This window comes from Limosilactobacillus vaginalis (assembly GCF_025311515.1).
GTDB lineage: Bacteria > Bacillota > Bacilli > Lactobacillales > Lactobacillaceae > Limosilactobacillus > Limosilactobacillus vaginalis.
In genome coordinates this window covers 159461-185763 of sequence record NZ_CP104399.1, presented here as the reverse complement: position 1 = coordinate 185763, position 26303 = coordinate 159461, and the positions used below count along the sequence as shown (strand labels likewise).

The window sequence follows — 26303 nt, the reverse complement described above, 5'->3', positions numbered from 1 at the left end:
CAATTATTCATAACGTTTCATTATTAAGAAAATGAGGCAAAGAATCACGAGTTGGTTCATTGCCTCATTTTTTGTTATTAACTTTAAATTACTAGCACTATGCCACACGCCAAGCCACAGAAGAATCCGGCAATAACATCTCGGGGATAATGAATTCCGCCAATCACGCGGACCATGGCTAAGATCACCGCAAGAGCTAATAAGATTAACCCTAACACTCGTGAAACACTCATCACACTCATTGCGATTACGGTTGCTGAAAACACGTGCCGACTAGGTAAAGAATCTCCACTGCCTTTTCGCGGGATCAGTGGTTTAATCGGCCATTCCTCATATGGCCGCGGGTAATTAAGATGATGCCGAATTAACGATAGAAGAACGAAACCAACTCCCGGAATGAACACTAACGGAAGAAGCTCATTAATACCACCTGCAAAAAGGGCAACCCAAAGCAATAATAAAATATACGAAACGTACATTCCTACCACAATTGCCCCATTTAACCAGCGAAGACTGCGAATTAGCCAGGGATGCTGAACAAATGGCTTAGTAATTCGTCGATAAAAGGTTTGGTAGTTTTTCATGAGTCTTTTATGGCAAAGTGTTTCCTGCGGCAAGGTATAAGTCATACCACTCTTGGTTAGTCAGCGTAATATCGCTTCCTGCTGCACTATCTTGAATATGTTGCGGATTCATTGTCCCAATTAGGACCTGCATATTGGCTGGGTGCTTCAAAATCCAAGCTACCGCAATGGCATTCTTGCTAACGCCATACTTATCAGCTAACTTAGCTAATTCAGCATTTAATTTTGGAAATTGCTCATTGTTAATAAATGTTCCCGCAAAAGTCCCATACTGAAATGGCGACCATGTCTGGATAGTCATTTTATTCAATCGTAGGTAATCAAGAAGACCACCGTCATGGTTAACCGACCCATCATCCGTCATATTTGTGTGTAGGCCAAAGTCAATCATCCCCGTGTGCTTCAAGCCGAATTGAAGCTGATCGATCAATAATCGTTGGTCCGCTGCTGATTGTAATAGGGCTATTTGTTGAGGATTAAAATTGGAGACGCCAAAATGACGAACCTTCCCTGCAGCCTGAAGCTCGTCAAACGCCTCAGCAACCTCGCTAGGGTCCATTAGCGTGTCAGGACGGTGAATTAGTAGGGAATCTAAGTAATCCACCTTCATCCGACTGAGAATGCCGTCTACAGCCTTAAGGATATGAGATTTGGATGAATCATATCGGATAATTTGATTATCTGCATTGGCAAACAGTCCCACTTTAGACTGAATAAAGAAGTCTGCTCGAGTTAAGCCACTCTGGGCCAAAGCCTCACCAAAATGGATTTCTGACGAACCTCTTCCTAATTCTGGATCATTACCATAGATATCTGCCGAATCAATAAAGTTAATTCCAGCTTCATGAGCGGCTTGTAAAGCATCAACTACTTTAGAAACCGCCAAATTTCCCATCCGCATCGTTCCTAATGCAATATTCGATACCTGCCAATTTGTGTTCCCGATTTTTACTGTTTTCATCTTAATCACCTTTTTATTCGTAACTTCTTATATTTTAATCCAAACGGCTTTGATTGACTAGCATTGGCATTCTCATGATGAAATCGCTTTTAAATATGTGATTGTTTAACATTTTAGTTAGGATTGTCTAATAATAATTTGCTTATTAAAGCAATTATGATAAACTTAAAAACAGGTAGCGATAACTACCTATCTTACTTACTTTGAGAGATCGAGAATTATCTCGGTCTCTTTGTCGTTTTAAACTACAAAATCATCATTCAAATAATGTTTTTGCCATCGTGGTAGGTAGCGGATGTTCTAAAACAAGGTTCATCCCCACCGCCGCTTTTTTCTTTTCACCAAGCATTTCTTCCCTCACTGAAGCCGGATCAATCTTAGCGGTTCCTAAGTAGTAAAATTGCTTTCCTACGGCATCGCTCCGCTTAACAAAAAGATGCAGTTTCTCCCGTTGGTGACCCTCATCAACTCCTGCAAGCAAACGCTGTACCTCAGCAGAGGATAGATGACGCGGTGACCGAGTATACCAGCGTAATGATTGACCATCCTGAAGCTGGTTATCATATATTGCATTCCGTTGCTTTGGCGATTTCTTGTGATACGTGATGAAAATCGGGCACTCGCTTTCAGCAACTCGATAGCCATACATCGGAGCACTAACGTCTAATGGCCAGTTTAATAGTCGACAAACGTCCTTCCGATCATATTGCTGGTAAAGGGTGAATTGCTGACGTTGATCATATTTTTTGCTTAATGCTAACCCAGTTTCAAGCACATCAACAAAGAGTCGCTGAAAAGCTGAATTCTGTTTTAGCGAATCCTTAATTTGGGAATTCAACTGGTATATACCCTGGTTAACCGCAATGATTGACTGATCACCATACTGTTGCTTCTTCGTTTGCTTTCCGGCTTTTACATCAAAGAACCGTAAACTAAGAACATCTGTTAGGGAACGCAAAACTGCCGCATTAACATAGCAGTTGTTTTGCTCTAAAGCACTAATCAACTGCTCCTTAGTGACGTCTTGATCCTTCAATAGTGAAAGAAGAATTAATTCGTGTGCTCGTTTCCCGCTTAAAAGTTCCTTCGTAATAAATGTCAAGACTTGGTTTTCGTACCGATTTAGTTTTACCTTTTCACCCATTTTAACCAAAAAGCTCCCGTAATTATCAAGAAGCTTATTTCGGGCAAAAACAACGGGGGACACTGAACCGGATTGAAGAAAGTCTATTAATAGCGGTGCTCGCCCTAATCGCTGTTCCAACTCATGGTATGCTCGACGAAGTTCCGCCATTGAATCAAGCTTCGTCTTCTCCAACGAGGTTAGAATGCGCTCGCTGGCAACCCGTGAAAAGTTAATCGTGGAAACACCAATGTTTTGTGGAAGTTGGACTTCACGCCGTGCTTGATCCTGATCCCGGCTCGAATCATCGTTTAGCGCTAACGGAATCATGTAATTGTGCTTATAATTACCGATAAAATCAATCACAGTGACAAAGTCTTTCCCCGGGTATTTCCGTAATCCACGTCCTAGTTGTTGGAGGAAAACAATCCGTGATTCAGTATTTCGCAGCATCACAATTTGGTTTAATGACGGAATATCAACTCCCTCGTTAAATAGGTCAACGGTAATCAGGTATTCAAGTTCACCATTTTCCAGTCGCTTTACAGCTTCTTGACGTTGATAATTGCTATCTTGGTTTGTCAATGCAATTGCCGGATGCCCTAAAGCAGTGAATTGTTTCGCTAATTCACGTGCTTCTGCTTGCCGACTGCAAAAGACCAGTCCTCGCGGTTGCCGCCCACAATAGCCATAGTATTCTAACTGTCTTAAAACATACTTTACCCGTTCACTAGCTACTAACCGTTTTAGATTAGTTGTCTCATCAATCACTTCACCATTAGCTTCATAATCCTGAACCCCCACATAGTGAAATGGAACTAGCATGTCGTTGTTCAAAGCATCTCGCAGGCGAATCTCGTAAGCAATATGGTAGTCAAAGATCCCATAAACATCCTGGTTATCCATCCGGTCTGGAGTTGCCGTCATCCCCAACCAGAACTTTGGCTTAAAATGATCCATTAACCGTTGATAACTAGGAGCAGCTGCCCGGTGTGCTTCATCCACTAAAATAAAGTCAAACATTTGAGGAGAGAGTCCCTCAAGAACCTTTTTCTGACTTAATGTTTGGACCGTTGCAAAAAGGTACCGTGGTGAAAAGTCATGGTGTTGACTGCTTATGAGGCCGAAGTCTTCCTGCGAACCACCGATAACCCGCTGAAAACTCTGCATTGCTTTTCGTGCAACCTGTTCCCGGTGAACAACATAGAGAAATTTTTGTGGCCGGTTCTCCTTGACAGCAAATACTCCTAAGTAGGTTTTGCCGGTCCCCGTTGCCGAAACTACTAATCCCCGGTGTGCACCCCGATCGATTAGGCCCTGAAGTTCTATGAGAGCTGCCCGTTGCATTTGATTTGGGATAATTTTCCGATTACTTTGGTTTGAACCATTACTCGTTTTTGGTGACTGCCAACTTTTAGCATAATTTGCAATCCACTCTTCGGTTAACGGGTGACTTTCATTTTGAAGGTGACTTATCCCAGTGGCAACTTGTGAAAATAAGGTTGAATTTTGGCTTGAAGTTACCTTCAGCATCGTTTCATGGTTTTGGAGCAAGGCTGCTCGGGTAAAATTTGCACTTCCGATTAACGCTGTCGAATATCCATCATGAGTGAAAAAGTACCCCTTGGTGTGAAAGCCGGGAATCGTAGTAAGCATGACCTTTAAATTAGGAATCTTAAGCAATTCCGCAAACATCTGTGGAGAATTGAAGCCAAGGTAATCACTGGTAATGAGTGTTCCTTGAATCCCCTGACGAGCCAGATCAGCCAAGATAACTTTAAGTGGTGTCAATATATCACTGGTGATAAACGCCACCGCCCAAGTAAATGACTTACAATTCATTAACTCATAACGAAGCGTTTCCCAAATTGTGCCATCCTCATTTCCGATCAATTTTGGTGTAAATTGCTGGTGGGCTTGATAATTTCGATCGTATAACCCATTTAAAATTGCATTTTTTATCGTTGCTTTCTCTGTCATCGTATCCCTCAATTTTCATTTATCTTCCCTAATAACTTATCATAAAACTATAAAAGAGTGAGACCGAGAAACTTAATTCTCAGCTTCACTCTTTTTATCTTGAGTAATTTAACTCAAATTTTAACTATTCATTATCTTCTAGCTTCTTAGCAACCTTGTTCTTCCGCTTCTTATTCAATGAAGCACCAGTAGCAAGAGCAGCTCCTGCAGCAACTACCGTCATGGCTGTAAGACTATCCTTGTTAACTTTTGGTTGCCTCTTTGCTTCAGACTTAGTGTTGCTTGAAGGCAACTTGATTTGACCACTCTTAATAGCAGCTTCAAGTTTAGCGTTGATCTTTCCACCACTAAGTTGACGAGTATACCCTTCAAGCGGAGCAGATGGAATACTTGCAGCTTCTTGTTGAAGGTCGTAGTAATTGTCGTACGGATCATCAAAGCCAGCCATCATGTTGTCATTAGCAGCGTGAGCATTCCGTGCTGCAATCTGAGCAGCAATTTCACTCTTCACAGATGCTTCTTCAGAGGCCCGGTTCAAGTTACCTGGGTTTTGAACCTTGTTAGTAAGAACCTGCTGATCGTTTTCTTCGTAATTAGCTTCAGTCGTGACGTTTGCTTCTTGAGTTTCATTTTGTGAAGCGTCATTAGCAGCTTCAGAAGTTGAAGCATTATCATTACTTGTTGAGTTAGCTTCAGTTTGGTCAGTAGCTGAATTAGCGTCACTAGTAACTTTTGAACTCGTAGTAGTTTCGCCTTCAGAATCAGTTCCTTCAACAGCAGGAGTTGAAGGGATGTATGGGTGACTCAAACCATCGAGAGTAATCTGAGCCCGCTTCAATTCGTTTTGAAGACTATTTAGCTTTTCTTGAGCCTTAGTTAAGTCACCATTAGCAACATCAAGGGTTGTCTGATCCTTATCCAAGGTTCCTTTAAGTTGCGTTAATTTACCAGTTTCAACTTGAACCTTCAACTGGGCAGCAGCTAGAGCAGTCTTAGCTTTCTTAACGGCTGCATCATTTTGAACTGCGTCAGACTTCTTAGCATTTGAAAGAGCTGCTTCATAGATTGTCTGAAGTTGACTAACCGTTGCAGTTAACTCTTGGAGCTTTGCCTGACTTGCCTTGTAAACTTGAGTATCATCGCTTAACTTTTGTTGGGCACTAGCAACTGCCTTCTTAGCATCACTAATTGCCTTCTCGTAGTTGCTTTGTGGTGAAACAGCGGCAAGGGATGTACCAAAGACCTTAGCCAACCGAATTTGACTATTCAATTGAGAATACTCATTCTTCTTATTTTGAAGTTCGCTTTGGGCTTGTTGTAAGTCGTTTTGCTTTGCTTGAACGTTCTGTTGTAACTGGTTCAACTTAGCGTTGGCTTCGTTAACAGCAGCGTCCCGACTAGCTTGAACATTCTTTGAAGCATTTAACTTCTGTTGAGCAGCAGCTAGGTTTGTTTGAGCTTGGGCTAATTGACGAGCCTTATCTTGAACACTTCCGTTAATAGCATTCAAATCTGCTTGAACCTTAGCTAACTTAGCTTGCAAATTATTAATATTTTCGTTTGCTGAGTTAACTGCTGCTTGGGCATTTGCCATAACAGCCTTCTGGTTAAGAGTTTCGTTAGCAGCCTTTTGTTGAGCAGCAGTAGCATTATTAACTGCAGTTTGGGCGGTAGCAACATTAGCTTGTGCTGTTGTTACCCCGTTTTGGGCAGCAGTTGCGGCATTTTGAGCTGTAGTAACTGCACCTTCCTTTTGAAGGTAATCGTTGTGAGCATTGTTGATTTGTGCAGCACTAGCATTTTCAGGAGTTATTGCCCCTTGAGCAAGCTTATTCTTTACTGCTTGACTAGCGCGACCATCATCAAAGAAGTTGTAGTGAACCCAACCATCTTTATCAATAGTAACGGTCATGTACTGATTACCGTTATCATCATAGGAAATACCGTTCATTCCCTTTGGATCATTAAGAAATGCTTCTGTGTGACCACCGAATCCATAGTAAAGGGGAGCAGCAGCTGAATTTTCAACATCTTGGTAGATCATTGCTAGAATTCCAGCGTAGATACTTTGCTTAACATCAGCCATTGACATGCTTTGTGTAAGGTTCCGGTGAAGTGAAGCAGGGTCAAGTAATAACCCGGTTGAAAGGTTTTCACCCACAAAGCCAGTGTTTAGACCCGCCTTATTAGCAGCGGCAACCATCCCATTTTCATTATGTGGTGAACCAGTTGCGTTATTACTCTTATTCCAACCACTATTGTTATAAGCACCGTCAATTACTTGGTTACCAAGTTCAGTGGCGTAAGGTGAAACCTTAACTTTGCCGTAACTGTGAGCGGCACCAGCAGCCGTCGATTGGAAACTATCACGGAAGCTATTAACAATCTGGGCAGCAAACTTTGTAATCTCGGTTTGCTGAGCAGCAGTCATGTTTCTTGGATCAACTTTCTCAGCCTTATCTTGATCAGTTGCTTGGTAGTTGGTCTTCAATATTGGAGTCCAGGTTTTACCGCCATCAGTACTTGTCCACCCTGCTGCCATTAATCCCTTGGCAGGGTCTCCACCATTCAGGGCAATTCCTTCTGCACAATCAGACTTAACCTGTGGGCTATTGTAACGATTACCGTTAATGTAGCTTTCGTACTGTTGAACAATATCACTTGGTGTCTTAACAGTTGGTACACCATTATCATTCTTGTAATTGTTGTAAGTTTCCAAAGCCTTCAGTGCATCGGCCTTAGCAGTAGCCACCTTTTGTTGAGCAGCAGTAGCATTAGCCTGAGCAGTAGTCACTGCTTGTTGCGCCTTTGCTAAGGCAGCTTTAGTTTGGTTAACCTTTTCTTCAGCTGCTTTTTGAGCAGCAGTAGCATGATCATAATTCTGTTGGGCAGATTCAAGCATCTGTTGAGCATTTTGAGCCGCTTGCTTGTCATTTGCCAATTGCTTTTGTAATTGAGAAATTGTTGATTGCAATTGAGCAGTTGCGGTGACATTGTCATTACTACCGTTATTCTTCAATGCATCCAAACGTTGTTGAGCATCAGCAACAGCAGAAGCATCCTTAGCAACTTGAGCAGCAGCCTGTGAAGCTGTTTGCTGAGCAATTGAAACAGCATTTTGTTGAGCTTGCACTGCTGATTGAGCCGTATTAACAGCTTGTGATGCAGCATTAACAGCCTCTTGTTGATCATTAACTGCCTTCTGTGCATTTTCCAACGCAAAGTTAAAGGCCGAAGTTGCCGCAGCCTGTGAAGCAACAATGTAGTCACTTAACCGTGCTTCTGCGCTTGCTTGTAATTCCTTAGCAGAGCTAACAGCACTTTGATCGCTATTTACCTGAGCACTATTACTATTTACTACTTGTTGCTGACCAGAAACAGCACTATTAGCTGCTTGGACAGCACTGGCAGCGGATTGAACATTACCCTGGCTTTGAGCGGCACTTGTTACAGCAGACTCAACTGCCGCACTAGCAGAATTTGCTTCAGCCGCAGCGCTATTTACAACTGCTTGTTGAGCATTAACTGCAGATTGGTCAGCTTTAACCGTATTTTGAGCACTATTAACTGTTTGAACACCAGAGTTAACAACTTGTTGTTGAGTGTTAACTTGTTGTTGAGCAGTATCGACACGTTGTTGAGCAGCCTGTTGTGGCGTCTGCGGGTTAACGTTTACATCATTATTCTTAACTGTCTGTTGCACAGTATCAGCCTGTGCGTTTAAGGTAGAAGCCCCAAGAAGGGTGGACCAGTAACGGCCACAGTTCCGACTAGAACTTTATCGCTTATCCTCTTTCGATTTTTCACAATACCAACTTCCTCCGTAAATAATCGTTTGATGCTATTATCATTGTAGTCGCGACAAATTTATTTATCAATTATTTTTTATTTTTTAAATTAATCAGTTAAAAAACAAGAGCAAGAAGTTAGACAATTTTCCCATTTATGAAGCTAATTTATTGCTATAGCAGTAACTCTATTTGTCTTTCAATTGATAAATATAACTGAAACTTTTTTGATATTAAAAGCCTAAAGTTTTCCTTAAATTACGAATAACTGTAATGAAGGATTTTTCATCTATTGAACCAATGTTTCGCGTTTTTACCATAAATACTATATTTTATATTTCATAATTTTGGTAATTAAAACAGTGTAAATAGAGGATTTTAGCGCTTTTGTTCAATAAATTAAAATGATTATTTATCACTTGCTAGTGGTGCTCTTAAAAATCATCAGTCTACTTTCAAATAAAAATAACCGTTTCCTAGCAGTAATTCCTACTAGAGAACGGTTATCTTATAATTGATATTCCATTACCTTAGCTTGTTGATCTCCAATATCATCATAGTGAATAATTAGTTCTTTGATGATCCGAAAACCAATTTTTGAATAAAGCTTTTCAGAAGGAAGATTATCAGCTAAGACATCAAGGTGAATTACCTTTTTCCCTTCTCGCCTTGCTTCATCAAGCAGGCCATCTAAAAGCTGGTGAGAAATTCCCGTTCGTCGATAATCTGGATGAACTGCAATTAAATGCCAGATACCAATTTCTTGTTCACTTGCCTTTGTAGGCCAGTCCACATCAGGATATTCCTCTCCAGTCGTCATTACCCCAGCTGCGATGATTTGGTTATCCTTAATCCCAACTACTACCGTGGCTTGTTGAATAAAGTCACGTAAGCCATCGACACTCGGGTACTCTCCCCAGGTCCACTTAGCACCGTATTTATCTAATGACTGATGATCACATACAGTTTTATATAATGCCACAACTCCCTCAAGATCGCTTAATTGAGCTACCCTAACCTGATCAAGTTTCATCTCGACTTCCTCCTTTTCCCATTATTATACCTTTTTTCAATTTGCCATTCAGTTAAGAATACCAGAATTTCATTAATCAAAATCAACTGTACTCATTGTTAACAACTCTTTGTGGTGTTTGCCTTGCAGTATTTATTTTCTTCCTTTTAGCAATTACCAATTTTGTTTGCTGCAACCCTTAAAGTAAATGTTCCCGGTTATTACATAGTTCTGATCACTACGGATTTATATGAAACTTTCACTGATTAGTTATGGTACCACCTGCCAAATTGGCTCGAATAACAAAAAGACCAATTCAGTAATTAAAACTGAATTGGTCTTTCTTTGTTGCGTGGCAACGTCCTATCCTCGCAGGGAGCGATCCCCCAACTACTTTTGGCGTGTTGAAGCTTAACTTCTGTGTTCGGCATGGGAACAGGTGTATCCTTCAAGCCATCATCACCACACTTACCCTTTGCGGGTTCGAGCTTGCGCTCTCAAAACTAAACAATATCGCTCTTCTTCCAAACCTTACCGCTTAACTTGGTTAAGTCCTCGACCGATTAGTAATGGTCCGCTCCATGCCTCACGGCACTTCCACTTCCATCCTATCTACCACATCATCTTTGTGGGGTCTTACTTCCCGAAGGAATGGGAAATCTCATCTCGAGGCGAGTTTCACACTTAGATGCTTTCAGCGTTTATCTCGTCCATACATAGCTACCCAGCGGTGCTCCTGGCGGAACAACTGGTACACCAGCGGTATGTCCATCCCGGTCCTCTCGTACTAAGGACAGGTCCTCTCAAATTTCCTCCGCCCGCGACGGATAGGGACCGAACTGTCTCACGACGTTCTGAACCCAGCTCGCGTACCGCTTTAATGGGCGAACAGCCCAACCCTTGGGACCGACTACAGCCCCAGGATGCGATGAGCCGACATCGAGGTGCCAAACCTCCCCGTCGATGTGGACTCTTGGGGGAGATAAGCCTGTTATCCCCAGGGTAGCTTTTATCCGTTGAGCGATGGCCCTTCCATGCGGAACCACCGGATCACTAAGCCCGACTTTCGTCCCTGCTCGACCTGTCTGTCTCGCAGTCAAGCTCGCTTGTGCCTTTACACTCTGCGAATGATTTCCAACCATTCTGAGCGAACCTTTGGGCGCCTCCGTTACCTTTTGGGAGGCGACCGCCCCAGTCAAACTGCCCACCTGACACTGTCTCCCAGCACGTTCAGTGCTGCGGGTTAGAGTGGTCATAATGCAAGGGTAGTATCCCACCAACGCCTCCGTCGAAACTAGCGTTCCGACTTCTATGGCTCCTACCTATCCTGTACAAGCAGTACAAACACTCAATATCAAGCTACAGTAAAGCTCCATGGGGTCTTTCCGTCCTGTCGCGGGTACCCTGCATCTTCACAGGGATTTCAATTTCACCGAGTCTCTCGTTGAGACAGCGCCCAGATCGTTACGCCTTTCGTGCGGGTCGGAACTTACCCGACAAGGAATTTCGCTACCTTAGGACCGTTATAGTTACGGCCGCCGTTTACTGGGGCTTCAATTCAGAGCTTCGCCGAAGCTAACCCTTCCTTTTAACCTTCCAGCACCGGGCAGGCGTCAGCCCCTATACTTCATCTTACGATTTTGCAGAAACCTGTGTTTTTGATAAACAGTCGCCTGGGCCTATTCACTGCGGCTGGTCTTGCGACCAGCACCCCTTCTCCCGAAGTTACGGGGTCATTTTGCCGAGTTCCTTAACGAGAGTTCACTCGCTCACCTTAGGATTCTCTCCTCGACTACCTGTGTCGGTTTGCGGTACGGGCAGTTAACGTGCTCCTTAGAAGCTTTTCTCGGCAGTGTGACATCGGCAACTTCGCTACTGTAATTTCGCTCCCCATCACAGCTTGTCAACCCGGATGTAAGCATTTGACTCACATCCTGACTTACTGCTTGGCCCCACTCTTCCAATCGTGAGGTTTGCTTAGCCTCCTGCGTCCCTCCATCGTCAAACGCAGTTAACTGGTACAGGAATCTCAACCTGTTATCCATCGCCTACGCCTCTCGGCCTCGGCTTAGGTCCCGACTTACCCTGGGAGGACGAGCCTTCCCCAGGAAACCTTAGTCATTCGGTGGACAGGATTCTCACCTGTCTTTCGCTACTCATACCGGCATTCTCACTTCTAAGCGCTCCACCAGTCCTCACGGTCTAGCTTCACCGCCCTTAGAACGCTCTCCTATCACGTGCACGTAGTGCACATCCACAGTTTCGGTAATATGCTTAGCCCCGGTACATTTTCGGCGCAGAATCACTCGACTAGTGAGCTATTACGCACTCTTTAAATGGTGGCTGCTTCTGAGCCAACATCCTAGTTGTCTATGCAACTCCACATCCTTTTCCACTTAGCATATATTTAGGGACCTTAACTGGTGATCTGGGCTGTTCCCCTTTACACGGTGGATCTTATCACTCATCGTGTGACTCCTGGGCATAAATCAATGGCATTCGGAGTTTATCTGAAGTTGGTAACCCATGACGGGCCCCTTGTTCAAACAGTAGCTCTACCTCCACGATTCTAATTCCCAAGGCTCCCCCTAAAGAGATTTCGGAGAGAACCAGCTATCTCCAAGTTCGTTTGGAATTTCACCGCTACCCACACCTCATCCCAGCCATTTTCAACTGACACGGGTTCGGTCCTCCAGTGCGCTTTACCGCACCTTCAACCTGGACATGGGTAGGTCACCTGGTTTCGGGTCTACAACTACATACTTCATACGCCCATTTCAGACTCGCTTTCGCTGCGGCTCCGGTTTTTCCACCTTAACCTTGCATGCAATCGTAACTCGCCGGTTCATTCTGCAAGAGGCACGCCGTCACCCATTAATGGGCTCCGACAGCTTGTAGGCACATGGTTTCAGGAACTATTTCACTCCCCTTCCGGGGTGCTTTTCACCTTTCCCTCACGGTACTGGTTCACTATCGGTCACTAGGGAGTATTTAGCCTTGCGAGATGGTCCTCGCTGCTTCCGACGGGGTTTCACGTGTCCCGCCGTACTCAGGATCCTGAACTGAGAGAGTGCCGTTTCGTCTACTGGGCTTTCACCATCTCTGGCACAGCTTCCCAACTGTTTCGACTACGTCGCTCTTTGGTAACTCAAATGTTCAGTCCTACAACCCCAACGAGCAAGCTCGTTGGTTTGGGCTCTTCCCCGTTCGCTCGCCGCTACTGAGGGAATCGATTTTTCTTTCTCTTCCTGCAGCTACTGAGATGTTTCAGTTCACTGCGTCTACCGCTTGCTAGCTATAGATTCACTAGTCAAGCAACCAACGACTAAGTTGGTTGGGTTTCCCCATTCGGAAATCTCCGGATCAAAGCGTACTTACCGCTCCCCGAAGCATATCGGTGTTAGTCCCGTCCTTCATCGGCTCCTAGTACCAAGGCATTCACCATGCGCCCTTCATAACTTAACCTTGATAATCACTTCGTGATTATCCGATTAATTGAGTTAGCGATTATTTCTAAAAAACTCAAAATAACGCGGTGTTCTCGGTTTGTTTTGTTAATTAATAAAGAAAATTGATATTATTTAGTTTTCAAAGTGCAAGCTTGAGAGTAAACCTCTCAAAACTAAACAAAGTTTCTTCGATGTGTAGGTTTCCGTTTCATTCCTTAGAAAGGAGGTGATCCAGCCGCAGGTTCTCCTACGGCTACCTTGTTACGACTTCACCCCAGTCATCTGCCCTGCCTTAGGCGGTTCCCTCCAAATGGTTAGGCCACCGACTTTGGGCATTGCAAACTTCCATGGTGTGACGGGCGGTGTGTACAAGGCCCGGGAACGTATTCACCGCGGCATGCTGATCCGCGATTACTAGCGATTCCGACTTCGTGTAGGCGAGTTGCAGCCTACAGTCCGAACTGAGAACGGCTTTAAGAGATTAGCTTACTCTCGCGAGTTCGCAACTCGTTGTACCGTCCATTGTAGCACGTGTGTAGCCCAGGTCATAAGGGGCATGATGATCTGACGTCGTCCCCACCTTCCTCCGGTTTGTCACCGGCAGTCTCACTAGAGTGCCCAACTGAATGCTGGCAACTAGTAACAAGGGTTGCGCTCGTTGCGGGACTTAACCCAACATCTCACGACACGAGCTGACGACGACCATGCACCACCTGTCATTGCGTCCCCGAAGGGAACGCCTAATCTCTTAGGTTAGCGCAAGATGTCAAGACCTGGTAAGGTTCTTCGCGTAGCTTCGAATTAAACCACATGCTCCACCGCTTGTGCGGGCCCCCGTCAATTCCTTTGAGTTTCAACCTTGCGGTCGTACTCCCCAGGCGGAGTGCTTAATGCGTTAGCTCCGGCACTGAAGGGCGGAAACCCTCCAACACCTAGCACTCATCGTTTACGGCATGGACTACCAGGGTATCTAATCCTGTTCGCTACCCATGCTTTCGAGCCTCAGCGTCAGTTGCAGACCAGACAGCCGCCTTCGCCACTGGTGTTCTTCCATATATCTACGCATTCCACCGCTACACATGGAGTTCCACTGTCCTCTTCTGCACTCAAGTCGCCCGGTTTCCGATGCCCTTCTTCGGTTAAGCCGAAGGCTTTCACATCAGACCTAAGCAACCGCCTGCGCTCGCTTTACGCCCAATAAATCCGGATAACGCTTGCCACCTACGTATTACCGCGGCTGCTGGCACGTAGTTAGCCGTGACTTTCTAGTTGGATACCGTCACTGCGTGAACAGTTACTCTCACGCACGTTCTTCTCCAACAACAGAGCTTTACGAGCCGAAACCCTTCTTCACTCACGCGGTGTTGCTCCATCAGGCTTGCGCCCATTGTGGAAGATTCCCTACTGCTGCCTCCCGTAGGAGTATGGACCGTGTCTCAGTTCCATTGTGGCCGATCAGTCTCTCAACTCGGCTATGCATCATTGCCTTGGTAAGCCGTTACCTTACCAACTAGCTAATGCACCGCGGGCCCATCCTGAAGTGATAGCCGAAACCATCTTTGAAACGAAAACCATGTGGTTTTCGTTGTTATGCGGTATTAGCACCTGTTTCCAGATGTTATCCCCCGCTTCAGGGCAGGTTGCCCACGTGTTACTCACCCGTCCGCCGCTCACTGGTAATCCAACGTCAATTCAGTGCAAGCACGTCATATCAGTTGGGCCAGTGCGCTCGACTTGCATGTATTAGGCACACCGCCGGCGTTCATCCTGAGCCAGGATCAAACTCTCATATAAAATATAAGAACTTGAATAGCTCTAATTCAAATTAATTAAGCGAATTGACTTCGCAAATGTTTTGCTTCAAATCGTAATGATTGAAGACCCTACACATTTGATTCGTCGAAACTTTGTTCAGTTTTCAAAGGTCTACCTTAGTCAGCGATAAGCGCTGACTAACAACTTAATTATATCAGATGTCATTCAAGCCGTCAATGATTAATTTAGATAATTTTCAAATTAATTCATCAATCAGTCTCAACAGACAACTTTTATAATATATCATCTTTCATAAAACTGGTCAACAACAAATTTCATTAATTCATCTCAACTAGCAATATTATTATACTTGCTCCCAACGAATCTGTCAATATAATATGATATTTTTTTCATATTATTTTTTAGAACGAAAAAGCAATATAATTAAAGCAATTAAATTGGTATAGCCAATTTGAACTTGCTAATTTCAAAAGACAACAGTTAAATACTATATAGGTTTCCTTCCTATTTTGCAAGAGCAAATTAAAAATAATCCTAAAAAATTGACGTTCTAATTTGATTCTGTAATGATAGCAGTCAAAGTTACTTTGAATATTGGGAAAGGAGATGATAGAAATTAAAATTGCAATCAGTAGTGATAACCACCTAGATGTCAATAAGGTAAATATCAGCGACGCATTAGAATTTCAAGCACACTGGCTTAACACGAATCACCTTGATTACTACCTATATGCTGGAGATCTTTTTAATGATTTTTCCAAAACAAAAGCCTATTTCGAGCAATTACAGCAATTAACGACAAACACAAGAATTGCCTATATCCTTGGCAACCATGATATGTTAAACAATCTCAGCTTTAGTGAAGCAGAACATTCTCATTTCCCATCCTATATTCATAATCAATTTATTGATCTTCCAAATAGCGACTGGCGAATAATTGGAAATAATGGCTGGTATGATTATTCTTTTTCGACTTATCACGATCAATTAAAAAAGGTTCAGACGTGGAAGAACGTTTACTGGCTCGATAGTTCTATTGATCAGCCAATCTCAGATCAAGAAAGAATGGCCACGGTTATTGCACAGGTCAAATATCAATTAGATTTAGCAAAGGATAATAATAAATCTGTTCTTTTTCTTACCCACTTTGCTCCCCGCCAGGAATTGCTTGCGGCTAAGCCTAAAGAGGTTAACACACCCCGAAGAGAACGTTTTTATCAAATGGTAAACGCCATGATGGGTAGCGACCGTCTCGGCAATCTCCTCGAAGATTCAAATATTGTTCGTTACGTTTTTTACGGCCACCTTCACGGAATTCATCCCCCGCTCACTCGTCACGGTGTAACATACTTAAACCAGTCAGTCGGGGTTAGCAATAAGCGAATTAATGAGTGGCAAAAAGATAATCTCTATGATCAATGGTTGACTACAACCCGCGTAATCAATCTCCCATAATACTCAAAACGCCAATTTCAGATCTGCTACCTGAAATTGGCGTTTAATTAATACTTTTGTTTTGTGAATAGGGATCAGACATTGATAGTCTTTCCATATTCATCATTGATTGTGTCGACAACATCCTTAGCAGTCATGTCATCTTGAACAACAGTTTCACCATCACGAAGGGTGTACTTAACATCTTCACTCAGATTGTTAAAGTCAACATCATTACCCTTTGCATCTACAAAATCGAACTTACTTGCTTGGAAGTTCTTAAGAGCATCTTGATCAATATTCATGATTAATGCTTCCTTTCACTCCCTATTGTAGTCTTCTTTTTAAAAAGTGAACGATCTTTTTACACTTTTTTCTACATTTCTTCGCCCATCTTTTTGTATGAATCCATTCCACCGAGCCATAGTTGATCCATTGGAACGTGTCGCTCCTCAGCAAAGGCCTTCATCAACGTCATATGGTTCATTAAATGATACTTCTTATCAGGGTTTGCTGGATCAATTACCTGAAGTTGGGCCATCATTCCACCATCTTCATGTTCAATAATGTGGCAGTGATACATAAAGACTCCGGAAACATGGAACCAAACTTTAATAACTACATGTTCACCAGGATTAATGGCAACTGTATCCTTTAGTCCCAACTCATTTGGATATGGAGCGTGACCATTCCGAGAAACAACTTTAAATGCTGTCCCGTGCATGTGGTAAGGATGAATCATCCCCGGTGCTGGATTAGTGTTGCAAATATCCCATAGTTGAACCTTTCCCATTGGCATCTTATAGTCAATCCGGTCCATCTTAAACTTCTTGCCATTCATTGCAACGGCTTCGTCCATCCCATCAAGGGTAACATGGTAAACAGGAAGATCCTTATCAACAGCTGGATCTGGTGTTTCAAATAATGTTTCGGGAAGTACAGTAGTATCCGGCTGAAATTCATGAATCCGGAAACGTAATAGCGGAACATCATCAGAGTAAAGCGTTACGACATCCCCTGGCTTATATTTACCAAAATCAACAATGATTTCTTGCCGTTCTGCACAGGTAATTAGGAGCTTCGTCATTTTCACTGGATGAGGAAGTAGGCTTAAATCACCAGCAATTTGCGTAAATTCAAGATCATCACTGAAATGCAGCCGGAATTCCCGACGGTTGGCTCCATCCAAGAACCGTAACCGAACCTTCTGTGTTGTAACGTCAAAGTACGGATTGATTGTTCCATTAATCATTGGCGTTGGTCCGGCAACACCATCTGGATCATAGTCTTCACGGTAATTCCATTGATTATTCTCATGGAATCGCCGGTCTTGTAAAATAACCGGAATATCATCAACCCCGTAGTTCCGTGGCAATGGAAGGCTGCTTTCGTGGTCATCTTGAACAATTGCTCCAGCAGCAAGCCCATGCCAGACTTGCTCAGCGGTTGATGGACACGGATGCGCATGGAGCCAAACAAAGGCAGCCGGCTGGTCAATCTTAAAAGCAACGTCACGACTTTCACCTGGGTACACTGGTGCATGGCATCCCCCATCCTCAATTGGACCTGGAATTGCTAACCCATGCCAGTGAAAAGTGGTAACTTCTGGTAAATGATTAACCAAATGAAGGTGAATTGTCTTCCCCTTCTTAAATACCACCGTTTTTCCTAAAAGCGGTGCGTTATATCCCCACGTCTTAGTCTTTTCTCCCGGCATCAATTGGACTTCACCCGTTTGGGCAACGATTGTGTAGTACATATCAGTTGCTGTTTCCTGATCGGGTTTCAAAATTTCCGGAATATTTAACGGCTTTCCTGGTGTCTTCGGTTCTTCAAGCGGGACGTAACCACCGTCATGGTAGTCATATGCCGCTTCATCATAAAAATAATGATTGATCACTTTTGGTTCACTCATCGATAATCCCTCCAATGACTTTATTCAGTCTTATTATAGTTCTCCCAGTCAAACTTGACTATTTTAATTTCAATAATAAAAAAGCAATCTCAGGAACCGTCCCGAAGATTGCTTCTAAACTAATTAATTATCATCTTCCATGTAGTGAAGATCATCAAATTTCTTGTCTGCTTGTTGCTTAGCCAGCTGTGGATTCTGGTAGTAAACGCCTGATGTCCAGTATTCAGCTCCTTCAGCAACCACAAGAACTTTGACTTGCTTACCGTTAACGGTTTCAGTATGAATTGCATACGATGAACCATCCCCAGCAGTTTGGCACCAACCACGAATATTAAGGAAGTGCAAGCCGTGAACATCCACAAAGTGAGCACTTGACCAGTACCGGGTTGCGTTTTGGACACTGGTACTAGGAGTATCCCCAGCGAGAAAGTTTGGGTCCTGCTTGTAAAGGTGGTATTGCTGACCGTCTTCACCCACGATTGTGTTCTTGCCAAATGTAATCTTACTGTTTGAACCATAGTCTGAGCTGTACCAAGTTCCTTGCATTTCTGCTGGAACGGTAACTACTCCTTGACGACCATATTGGTGACCAGTAGTTGTCGAGCTGCTAGTTGAGCTTGATTGACTGCCGGATTGCTTATCAATTACTTGGGCATTCTTAGCTAAATCACCTACTAGCTTTGCTTGACCCTGGCGATTAACGTATGAAGCCATGTCCTGCTTACTAATTGTTGCTAGTTTATGACTGAGTTTCCCCTCTTTAACGTTCTGGTAAATATTAACAGTGTTGTCCTTATTAATGGTATAAACTAACCCGGTTGATTTGCCACCAGCTGTTACATCATAGGCAACTCCTTGTCCATTATCGCTTAACTTATATTTACTGGTTGGGTATAGGTTAACTTGAAGGCCCTGCTTTTGGGCTTTCTTTGCCATGCTTGCCCAATCGTTACCGTACTTGTTCCCGGCATAGGTTGCAATCAGACTTACTGCTTGTTGTGGTGAAAGATTATCAGTGCTGACCTTTTCGTTACTCTTTGCTACCAACAAACTGCTACTGCTGGAAGAAGAGGAATCCTTAACCTGACTGGCCTGCTGACTACCACAACCTGCTAACAGCAATGCAAGCCCAGCAATCATCAGCTTACTAATACTTTGCGTTTTCATTGGTTACCCCTCCAATTAAGATTTAGCATTAGTATACAACGCTTTTTTTGATAAATCATAATTGGTTGGCAGATAATTGTTCCCTAAATCACAGAGTACTGCCGATACCGCATCGTTGAGCTTAGATAATAATTGATTCCCCAATTAGGCATTCCTGAACTTACTAAATGTTTAACAAATGATTGATATACTTCTGCGCGAAAATCATGCGGAATCCGCTGCCAAGCTTTCGCATCTTTAACTCCGCCTGATTTGATTAAGTCGGCAAACTGCCCACCGTTATGATATCCCTTTGGCGCCCGATAAATTTTCTTTGCCCGTTGACGAACCAAATTGTCGCGTGGCTGTTGAACATCCAAGAATTGGTGGGTTCGTTGAAAACGCGGGTAAACGTAATAACCGCCATGCGGAATCCCATAGTTAAACGATTCAGTATTCGCAACTTCCCCTAACTCTTCAATTGAGTAATGCGTTAGATCACTATCAACTTCACCATTTTCAGTTAGCTTATATGTATTCCACTCACTAATAAACTCGCCTCGATCAATATTAATAATAAATTCAACCATTCGTGCGGGATTATTACGAAGCCGCCAAGAATTACGCATTAGTTGAACCTTCATATTATGAGGATAACAGGCACCATTTCTGGTTCGGTTGTGATAATTACTAGCTGTCTCGTAGTCTAATTGTATTTTTTGTCTGTGAGCAAAATTTAATAATCGCTGAAAATCGTTTTGACCGGGGTACTGATGAATATAATTCAAATAAAACAAGTCAAGGTAACTCCGAAAAAGGTGGAGTTTTCTCCCGAGTTCATCTTCTTTCAATCCACGAGAAGTCGGGTAAGCATCCATTACTAGTTGGCGAAATTTAACAAAAAACGGTGATCGCGGAGAAATCTTTAATCCTAAATAAGCGGGAGTAATTTGGAGAAATTCATTTTGATCTACCGAGACAGCAAACTCATCATCAAGCACCATCTTTAATCGCTGTTTAGGTGAAATATCCAGATCTAAGATTCTTATTAACTGATTTAGCTTTTCAGTCATCAGTTTCACCGTCCCTTCTTAAAGTGGTTTAAATTTAGCACTAAAATAAGAAGATTATGTAACCAATTCCTTTAAATAATTAATAATATTAAGTATTTTTGATTAGCTAACCGGTTTCGGTTTCTTAAATTTCTTCTCAGTAATTGGTACTTTTATGTTGGCTATTAAAAGATATAAAGTATAATTAACTACAGGAGGGGATTAGAATGTCACTAATGCAAAATACTTCAGAAATTAGCAAAACCGACCAACAGGTTTACTCAATTACTCTAGTTCGTAAGAGTCCTGATTTGCCAATGTACATTGATAACATGATTTACGAATCAGCTCAATCAGGGCAAAAATTCATGACCAAGCTAGTTGCTGCTTTCTCACGTGCCGGCTACCGTGACAGCAAGGTTGATGATGATCATTATGAATTAACTAACGGCCTTGATAAGATTTCATTATCAGGAAAGCTAGAAGACGTCTTTAAAGATTAATTTTAATATTGAAGAAAAATAAAGAATCCAACGTTCAGCAAAAAACGAAAGTTGGATTCTTTATTTCTTATTTAATAATCGTTACTTGACTCTTAATTGGAACGGTATTTACTAAATTATCACGAACTGGACAGGTATTCTCCATAAATTCTACAAACTTTTCTGTACTTTCTTTCGACTCATCTGTATCAAAATGAGCATCCATTTTTATCTCATCGAATCCTGGACGATCATCATTAATAGTCCCGTTTAATACCAAGTAGAAGGAACGGTATGTAAAATGCTGCTTTCGATAAAACGACCCAGCAACAATTGACTCACAAGCACCAAGGGCACATAACAATGCTTCTTTAGGATCTAATCCTTCTTTATACCCGTTTTTTCTTCCTGTTAAGTCATACTTAATTTTGAAATCACGAACTTGTGCTTGGTAAACATTTGCTTCTCCAGTACTAGTAACACTTGCCTTATACGTTGTCATCGCTTTCCACCAGCTTTCTACTTTGTAGTCACTTGTCCAACAACTATTTTGACTCCATTACGCAAGTTATCCATAATCGGTGATTGCTGTTCAACCTGTTGCATAAATTTTGCGCACTCTTCCGCAGAAGCAGTAGTCTTAACCTGATAGTTAATTCGAATTTCTTGAAGGCCATTCCGCACATCTGGATTCCCCATAAACCCACGAGGATCGAGATCCCCTTCAAGATCGATTACCATTTGGTCGTATTGAAATCCTTCATCTGCAGCTAGTTGCTTTGCGGTAGCTTGCAAAGAAGCACCCAAAGTACTAAGTTCTAATTCAACCGGGTTCATCCCCGTATTAGTTCCACCAGCATTTTTAGGTTCATCAATTAAATAATGTACACCATGAGAATGAGTATCTACTTGAAGTCCCTGCTTAGTTTTCCGTGCAGTTGCGTTATAGTATTCCATTGATTACCCTCCCTTAGTTTGTTACCTTTATCATAGGTTTCTTCCTCCTTTTGAAAAACGTTTTCAAAAACTGTTGAGGAACTAAAGAATTCTTGAGAAAAGGAACAAGTATTAATTGAACTACCAAAAAAGATTCGTAACTGGTTAAAACCAATCACGAATCTTTTTAATACCACTCATTATTGTTTTAGAAAATAGTTGGGACTAATCCGCCATCTAGTCGCAATGCTTCACCAGAGAAGGAAGATGAATACGGACTAGCAACAAAAGCGGTAAAGCGACCAACTTCTTGTATTGATTAATTATATCTTATTGCTTACTTTTTACAAGCAAAATTACTATTGAAAAATGTTTTAATTAGTTTCACTTCAATTTTTGCCCTTCAGCCTGAAGTTCTTTCAGCCATTTTTCATGCTTTTCTTCATATTTCCGGTCTCCCTTAATAAAGAAGTAAGCCACTGCCGCAAGAACTGCAATCACTGTTCCCAGCAGCAGGGTCTTCGATGTAAAGTTAGTGACCATGTAGCATGAAACCAGTAATGCCAACCCGGGAATTAGATACTTTCCAGGTAGTTTAAACCCGTGTGTCGGGTACTGATTAGTATGTTCAAATTTAACAACGGCAAGAATCGTTGGAACATACTGAATAAACGAAGCCAAAACCGTACAGCTAACCAAAAAGAGGTAACTCTGAGTCGAAAATAGTGCTGAAAGAACCGAAGTAAGCACAATTCCAACCCACGGTGCATCGTGACGATTCTTTTTTCCAACAAATTTTGGTAACATCCCATGCTCATTAGCCAGTGACGCAATTAACGACGGGGTGTTAAATGAAGCGGAAAAAGCCACTCCAAAGATACTTACTAGCATCCCAAAGATAATAATTGAATAGCCCCACTTACCAATTGCGGTCCCAAGGGCATTTGCTAATGGGGTTGAATAACCGCCTAACTTTGTCCCAGCAAGGCCAACAGCAACCGCCATCATCAGAGCATCCAAAATCGTAACACTAACCATTACGGCGATCAGTACCCGAGGAATGTTTTTCTCAGGATTATTCATCTGCTGAGCAGCAATTGGCAAGAAGGAGAAGCCAGTAAATAAGTAGAAAATTGGTGTGAACGCTTCTCCAAAATGGTGGAAGAACGGCATGGGTCCTTTAAGTGCTGCCTGGGGAATTATTGGCGTAAAGTTAGCCTTGTGAATAAAGAACACCCCAACCACGATAAAGATAATCAGTGTCAAGATCTTGGCAGCTGCCGAAACGTTATTGACCACCTTCACAATACTTCGACCGTAGAAGTTAATCAGGGCAAAAAGAAGAATTAAACCAACTGCCCCGATACCGTAAGCAACGGGGTTCTTAAATATTGGTAAGAAACTTTTGAGAGTTGTTAATAATGCAACAATTTCTGCCGAAAGTGTGCAACACCCCAAGAACCAGGTAAAGATCCCTAATTCATAACCCGTAAAGCGACCAAAGGCATGGTAAGAATATAGCCACGCTGCTCCAGATCCGGTAAACCGACTTGACATATCGGCATAACACAAAGCAATTAAAGACACCGTAACAGCAGTACAAAGAAGAACTACGACTGCCGATAAGTTCATGTAACGATAAATCACTGACGGAAGTAAGAATGTTCCTGAACCAATGACCCCATTAATTCCTAAAAAGTAAATTGAAATAAATGAAAGTTTTTTAGGAATTGACTTTTGACTAGCGATAGTAACCCCTCATAACTAAAAAATAACTTAATTTATATTGTAGTCGTTTTTTTAGGAAATGGTAACTCATCCCCTGACATTCTAAACTCCCACTGGTATTTCTTACTAAGCTAGACTAAAATTTGCTTAAATGAGTCTTTTAAGGATACAAGGGAGGTTAGCCTAGTGATCCACAATATCCAGACTGTTTCTAATTATATTGAAGAAATTGAAAAGTTAATTAATAATAAGCACCATAACTATTATTTTCGTGGGCAAGATGACGCATTTTGCAATACCCTGCCAGCCATTTTTCGGAGCCGAAAGCTTCTTGACAACGAGGATAACCTATTCAATGACTTCTTGATGACGGATCCCCAGCTTTTTGAAAAATGCCGAACTAATTTTGAACGGTTAGCCTTAATGGAACACTACCATCTCCCTACCAGGTTATTAGATGTCAGTTCAAATCCCTTAATTGCCCTGTTCTTTGCAGTAAAGGGCGGACAAGGAAATGGTGAAGTTTATGTTTATAAGGATGAACCTAACCCTGATAAGCTGGCTGAAATGTTGGAACAGCGGGGATGGCAAAATCTAATTGCCGAATATAAAAGCAAGAATAAGCTAACCAGCCACAATTACTTTAAGAAAAACGCCTTTAGTAATGAAATGCAGCTTGAATCTTCTCTCGCTCGACAATCGTTAGCTGATAAAGCCGCCTTTTTCCAATCAATTAAGAATTTCTACAAACTAGATAATGATTACATTGGACAGCAGCACAAACTATGGAGCCATAGTTATGACAGTTACTTTGATGATCAAGATTCTGATTACTTTGCGGAATTCAAGCGTGATCTGCAAACTTTACCATTCCTGCGATTGTTTGAAGAAGCCAAGCGGGATATTCCAAGCTTTGCCAACAAGTTGAATCCCCTAGAATTAATTGTCCCCAAAATCGTAACAATTAAACGGATGAGTCGGCGAATGGAAAACCAACAAGGCCTTTTCCTCTTCGTTCCCTTTATTGGTGAAGAATATGATCCAACAATTAATATTGATTATTCAGAAGTCGAACGTCGTGCCCAGTTAGCAATCGACATTCTTAGTCTCTATAATGCTGAAAATCCGGCTGAAAAAGAAAAATATATCATCCCAGCAAAGTATAAACGCTCAATTCTTGATGAGTTAGCTAAATTAGGGATTGATTACAGCTTCATCTATCCCGAAGATCACGCTAAAAAAGCAGAAATGATTAAGGCAAAGTACCTTGGCCTTTAAAAGAAGAACCTAAGCTTAGTCCACAATGAAATTAGTTATCGTGGATAAGCTTAGGTTTTTAAATTGGCAATGTGACTGAATTGCCATTATCAATTTTTGGTCGTGCTCCTACTTACTTTAGGTATACGCTTTACTGATTATCTATTTGTATAAAAAAGATACCACCCACATTCTTGTGAGTGGCATTGCTATCTATTCATCCATACTAGTTGAAAAACAACTATTTTTTATTAACTCGTTGTCGTAATAAATAATGTTTTATTTTCCCACTAGCATTCGTTGGTAACTTTGCAACTCGAATGTAGCGCCGCGGAACCTTAAAATGAGCCAGGTGCTGATAGCCAAAGTGAATTAGATCCTCAATATCTGGTTCACTATCAGTAACAATAAACGCGACTGGTACTGCACCCCACTTAGGATCATTTTGACCTACAACCGCAACTTGCTTAATTCCTGGATATTGTTGATAAACCTGCTCGACTTCTTGGGGAAAAATATTTTCTCCGCCTGAAATGAACATCTCGTCTAACCGACCGTCAACATAAAGATAACCTTCATTATCCAAGCGACCAACATCACCAGTATGATACCAGCCAGCCGTCATTTTACACTCTAATCTTCCTGGCTGGTTAAGATAACCAGGAGTTAACGCAGGTGATTTTAGAAGAATTTCGTTATTTTCTGGTGCTAACCGTATCTGATTCATAAAAAGTGGTTGCCCAACAGAACCAAGTTTTCTTAACGCATCCTGTGCTCGCAACGCAACAATTTGTGAACAGGTCTCCGTCATTCCATAACACTGAACAACAGGAATTTGAAGCTTAGCACATTGCTTTAACGTTGCCATATCAGTTGTTCCTCCACCAAGTAACATACAACGAAAATACTTGTTATAATGACATTGACTATTTTTACGCTGTTCAAGCAGTTTTTGCAGCATAAATGGTACAACTGACATGATCGTTACTGGTTCGTTTACTAGAATTTTTTCAATTGTCGCTTCGGAAAACTTTTTAGCTAGACGCACGGTAATACCGTAGATTAATCCCCGCATTAAAATTGAAAAGCCACTTATATGAAAAATCGGAGCTACACAGAGCCATTCATCATTTGATCCTAAGCCCAAATTAAGTGCAGACGAAACCGCTGAATAAAAGTGATTGCCAAATGTTTGTAAAACCCCTTTAGGATTCCCAGTCGTTCCAGACGTATACATAATGCTGGCAACTTGCCCGAAGTCGAACTCGGGAACTAATTGACCATCTTGTGCTGGTAATTGCAGGAAATGTTCAAAGCTCGTGAATCGTTTATCCATTGTAGGACGAACTAGTGAATCAGCCACTAAGCAACAAGTTAATCGGCTGTCTGCCATTTGGCGGTCCAATTCATCTTTAGCCAGTCGCCAATTTAACCAAACGATCGTCCTTCCACTCGCCAGCACCGTCATCGCTATTTCATACCCAATCAGTGTATTATCTGTCAAAATTCCTACAAATTTACCAGGCTTTAACTGATTTAATCGCCCAATATTAGCAGCGACAACGTCTCGTAGCTCGCTAAAGGTTAATTGTTTTTGTCCATCGGTAATTGCTACCTTATCGGGTTGAGTACTCGATTGTTTAAGCAACCAATTTTGCGTTTTCATCTTGTAACATCACC

General features: G+C 42.1%; 16 protein-coding genes, 3 rRNA genes and 1 pseudogene. 3 read left to right on the top strand and 17 right to left on the bottom strand.

From position 1 onward, the window contains the following. Positions 1-83: 83 nt before the first annotated feature. The 8 genes from N4627_RS00805 to N4627_RS00770 form a co-directional block, all read right to left on the bottom strand. A complete protein-coding gene (locus N4627_RS00805) occupies positions 84-584 on the bottom strand; it encodes a phosphatase PAP2 family protein (RefSeq protein ID WP_003717769.1) in 501 nt (166 codons plus the stop codon). Positions 585-591: 7 nt separating this feature from the next. Next, complete coding sequence (locus tag N4627_RS00800) at positions 592-1545, bottom strand: aldo/keto reductase (RefSeq protein WP_260964818.1); 954 nt, start codon at positions 1543-1545, stop codon at positions 592-594. Between the two features lie 256 nt (positions 1546-1801). After that, a complete protein-coding gene (locus N4627_RS00795) occupies positions 1802-4648 on the bottom strand; it encodes a DEAD/DEAH box helicase (protein ID WP_098045399.1) in 2847 nt (948 codons plus the stop codon). 124 nt (positions 4649-4772) lie between these two features. After that, a complete protein-coding gene (locus N4627_RS00790) occupies positions 4773-8351 on the bottom strand; it encodes an SEC10/PgrA surface exclusion domain-containing protein (RefSeq protein ID WP_260964817.1) in 3579 nt (1192 codons plus the stop codon). A 593-nt stretch (positions 8352-8944) separates the two neighbouring features. Beyond that, the gene (locus tag N4627_RS00785) at positions 8945-9469 is read right to left on the bottom strand and encodes a GNAT family N-acetyltransferase (RefSeq protein WP_003717764.1); all 525 of its coding nucleotides are present in this window, start codon (positions 9467-9469) and stop codon (positions 8945-8947) included. 329 nt (positions 9470-9798) lie between these two features. After that, positions 9799-9915 (bottom strand): 5S ribosomal RNA (rrf, locus tag N4627_RS00780). 76 nt (positions 9916-9991) lie between these two features. Next, positions 9992-12913, bottom strand: a 23S ribosomal RNA gene (locus N4627_RS00775). 203 nt (positions 12914-13116) lie between these two features. Then, a 16S ribosomal RNA gene (locus tag N4627_RS00770) occupies positions 13117-14691 on the bottom strand. The 16S, 23S and 5S rRNA genes sit together here, the layout of an rRNA operon. 597 nt (positions 14692-15288) lie before the next feature. Between N4627_RS00770 and N4627_RS00765 the strand changes: the two genes are divergently transcribed. Then, entirely contained in the window at positions 15289-16128 is an 840-nt protein-coding gene (locus N4627_RS00765; RefSeq protein ID WP_164476896.1) for a metallophosphoesterase, read from the top strand. Between the two features lie 74 nt (positions 16129-16202). Here N4627_RS00765 and N4627_RS00760 read toward each other — a convergent pair whose 3' ends face one another. From N4627_RS00760 to N4627_RS00745, 4 genes are all read right to left on the bottom strand, one after another. Beyond that, complete coding sequence (locus N4627_RS00760; protein WP_003717932.1) at positions 16203-16412, bottom strand: hypothetical protein; 210 nt, start codon at positions 16410-16412, stop codon at positions 16203-16205. A 71-nt stretch (positions 16413-16483) separates the two neighbouring features. Further along, positions 16484-18022: a multicopper oxidase family protein gene (locus N4627_RS00755; RefSeq protein ID WP_260964816.1), complete on the bottom strand. Its 1539-nt coding sequence runs from the start codon at positions 18020-18022 to the stop codon at positions 16484-16486. A 123-nt stretch (positions 18023-18145) separates the two neighbouring features. Further along, positions 18146-19189: a hypothetical protein gene (locus tag N4627_RS00750; protein WP_098045433.1), complete on the bottom strand. Its 1044-nt coding sequence runs from the start codon at positions 19187-19189 to the stop codon at positions 18146-18148. An 83-nt stretch (positions 19190-19272) separates the two neighbouring features. Then, positions 19273-20241, bottom strand: coding sequence for a DUF3114 domain-containing protein (locus tag N4627_RS00745; RefSeq protein WP_260964815.1), 969 nt, complete (start codon positions 20239-20241; stop codon positions 19273-19275). Positions 20242-20447: 206 nt separating this feature from the next. On the opposite strand from N4627_RS00745, the gene N4627_RS00740 reads away from it, so the two are divergent. Next, the gene (locus N4627_RS00740; protein WP_003717936.1) at positions 20448-20723 is read left to right on the top strand and encodes a hypothetical protein; all 276 of its coding nucleotides are present in this window, start codon (positions 20448-20450) and stop codon (positions 20721-20723) included. Positions 20724-20790: 67 nt separating this feature from the next. Here the strand turns inward: N4627_RS00740 and N4627_RS00735 are convergent, their stop codons facing one another. The 4 genes and pseudogenes from N4627_RS00735 to N4627_RS00720 form a co-directional block, all read right to left on the bottom strand. Beyond that, positions 20791-21204: an OsmC family protein gene (locus N4627_RS00735; protein ID WP_003717937.1), complete on the bottom strand. Its 414-nt coding sequence runs from the start codon at positions 21202-21204 to the stop codon at positions 20791-20793. A gap of 17 nt (positions 21205-21221) precedes the next feature. Continuing rightward, positions 21222-21659 carry an OsmC family protein gene (locus N4627_RS00730; RefSeq protein ID WP_003717938.1) on the bottom strand — a complete coding sequence of 146 codons (438 nt, stop codon included), beginning with the start codon at positions 21657-21659 and terminating at the stop codon, positions 21222-21224. A 187-nt stretch (positions 21660-21846) separates the two neighbouring features. Beyond that, positions 21847-21951 (bottom strand): annotated as a pseudogene (locus N4627_RS00725) (SDR family NAD(P)-dependent oxidoreductase); the annotation flags it as partial. Positions 21952-22022: 71 nt separating this feature from the next. Beyond that, positions 22023-23387, bottom strand: coding sequence for an APC family permease (locus N4627_RS00720; RefSeq protein ID WP_240411039.1), 1365 nt, complete (start codon positions 23385-23387; stop codon positions 22023-22025). Between the two features lie 165 nt (positions 23388-23552). On the opposite strand from N4627_RS00720, the gene N4627_RS00715 reads away from it, so the two are divergent. Further along, positions 23553-24644: an FRG domain-containing protein gene (locus tag N4627_RS00715; protein WP_003717940.1), complete on the top strand. Its 1092-nt coding sequence runs from the start codon at positions 23553-23555 to the stop codon at positions 24642-24644. A gap of 220 nt (positions 24645-24864) precedes the next feature. Here N4627_RS00715 and N4627_RS00710 read toward each other — a convergent pair whose 3' ends face one another. Beyond that, the gene (locus N4627_RS00710; RefSeq protein ID WP_260964814.1) at positions 24865-26289 is read right to left on the bottom strand and encodes an o-succinylbenzoate--CoA ligase; all 1425 of its coding nucleotides are present in this window, start codon (positions 26287-26289) and stop codon (positions 24865-24867) included. Between the last annotated feature and the right edge of the window lie 14 nt (positions 26290-26303).

Bases quoted from the DNA above. Each gene is read 5' to 3' on its own strand.
- N4627_RS00805 (WP_003717769.1), bottom strand. From the start codon at position 584: ATGAAAAACTACCAAACCTTTTATCGACGAATTACTAAGCCATTTGTT.
- N4627_RS00800 (WP_260964818.1), bottom strand. From the start codon at position 1,545: ATGAAAACAGTAAAAATCGGGAACACAAATTGGCAGGTATCGAATATT.
- N4627_RS00795 (WP_098045399.1), bottom strand. From the start codon at position 4,648: ATGACAGAGAAAGCAACGATAAAAAATGCAATTTTAAATGGGTTATAC.
- N4627_RS00785 (WP_003717764.1), bottom strand. From the start codon at position 9,469: ATGAAACTTGATCAGGTTAGGGTAGCTCAATTAAGCGATCTTGAGGGA.
- N4627_RS00760 (WP_003717932.1), bottom strand. From the start codon at position 16,412: ATGAATATTGATCAAGATGCTCTTAAGAACTTCCAAGCAAGTAAGTTC.
- N4627_RS00755 (WP_260964816.1), bottom strand. From the start codon at position 18,022: ATGAGTGAACCAAAAGTGATCAATCATTATTTTTATGATGAAGCGGCA.
- N4627_RS00750 (WP_098045433.1), bottom strand. From the start codon at position 19,189: ATGAAAACGCAAAGTATTAGTAAGCTGATGATTGCTGGGCTTGCATTG.
- N4627_RS00745 (WP_260964815.1), bottom strand. From the start codon at position 20,241: ATGACTGAAAAGCTAAATCAGTTAATAAGAATCTTAGATCTGGATATT.
- N4627_RS00740 (WP_003717936.1), top strand. From the start codon at position 20,448: ATGTCACTAATGCAAAATACTTCAGAAATTAGCAAAACCGACCAACAG.
- N4627_RS00735 (WP_003717937.1), bottom strand. From the start codon at position 21,204: ATGACAACGTATAAGGCAAGTGTTACTAGTACTGGAGAAGCAAATGTT.
- N4627_RS00730 (WP_003717938.1), bottom strand. From the start codon at position 21,659: ATGGAATACTATAACGCAACTGCACGGAAAACTAAGCAGGGACTTCAA.
- N4627_RS00710 (WP_260964814.1), bottom strand. From the start codon at position 26,289: ATGAAAACGCAAAATTGGTTGCTTAAACAATCGAGTACTCAACCCGAT.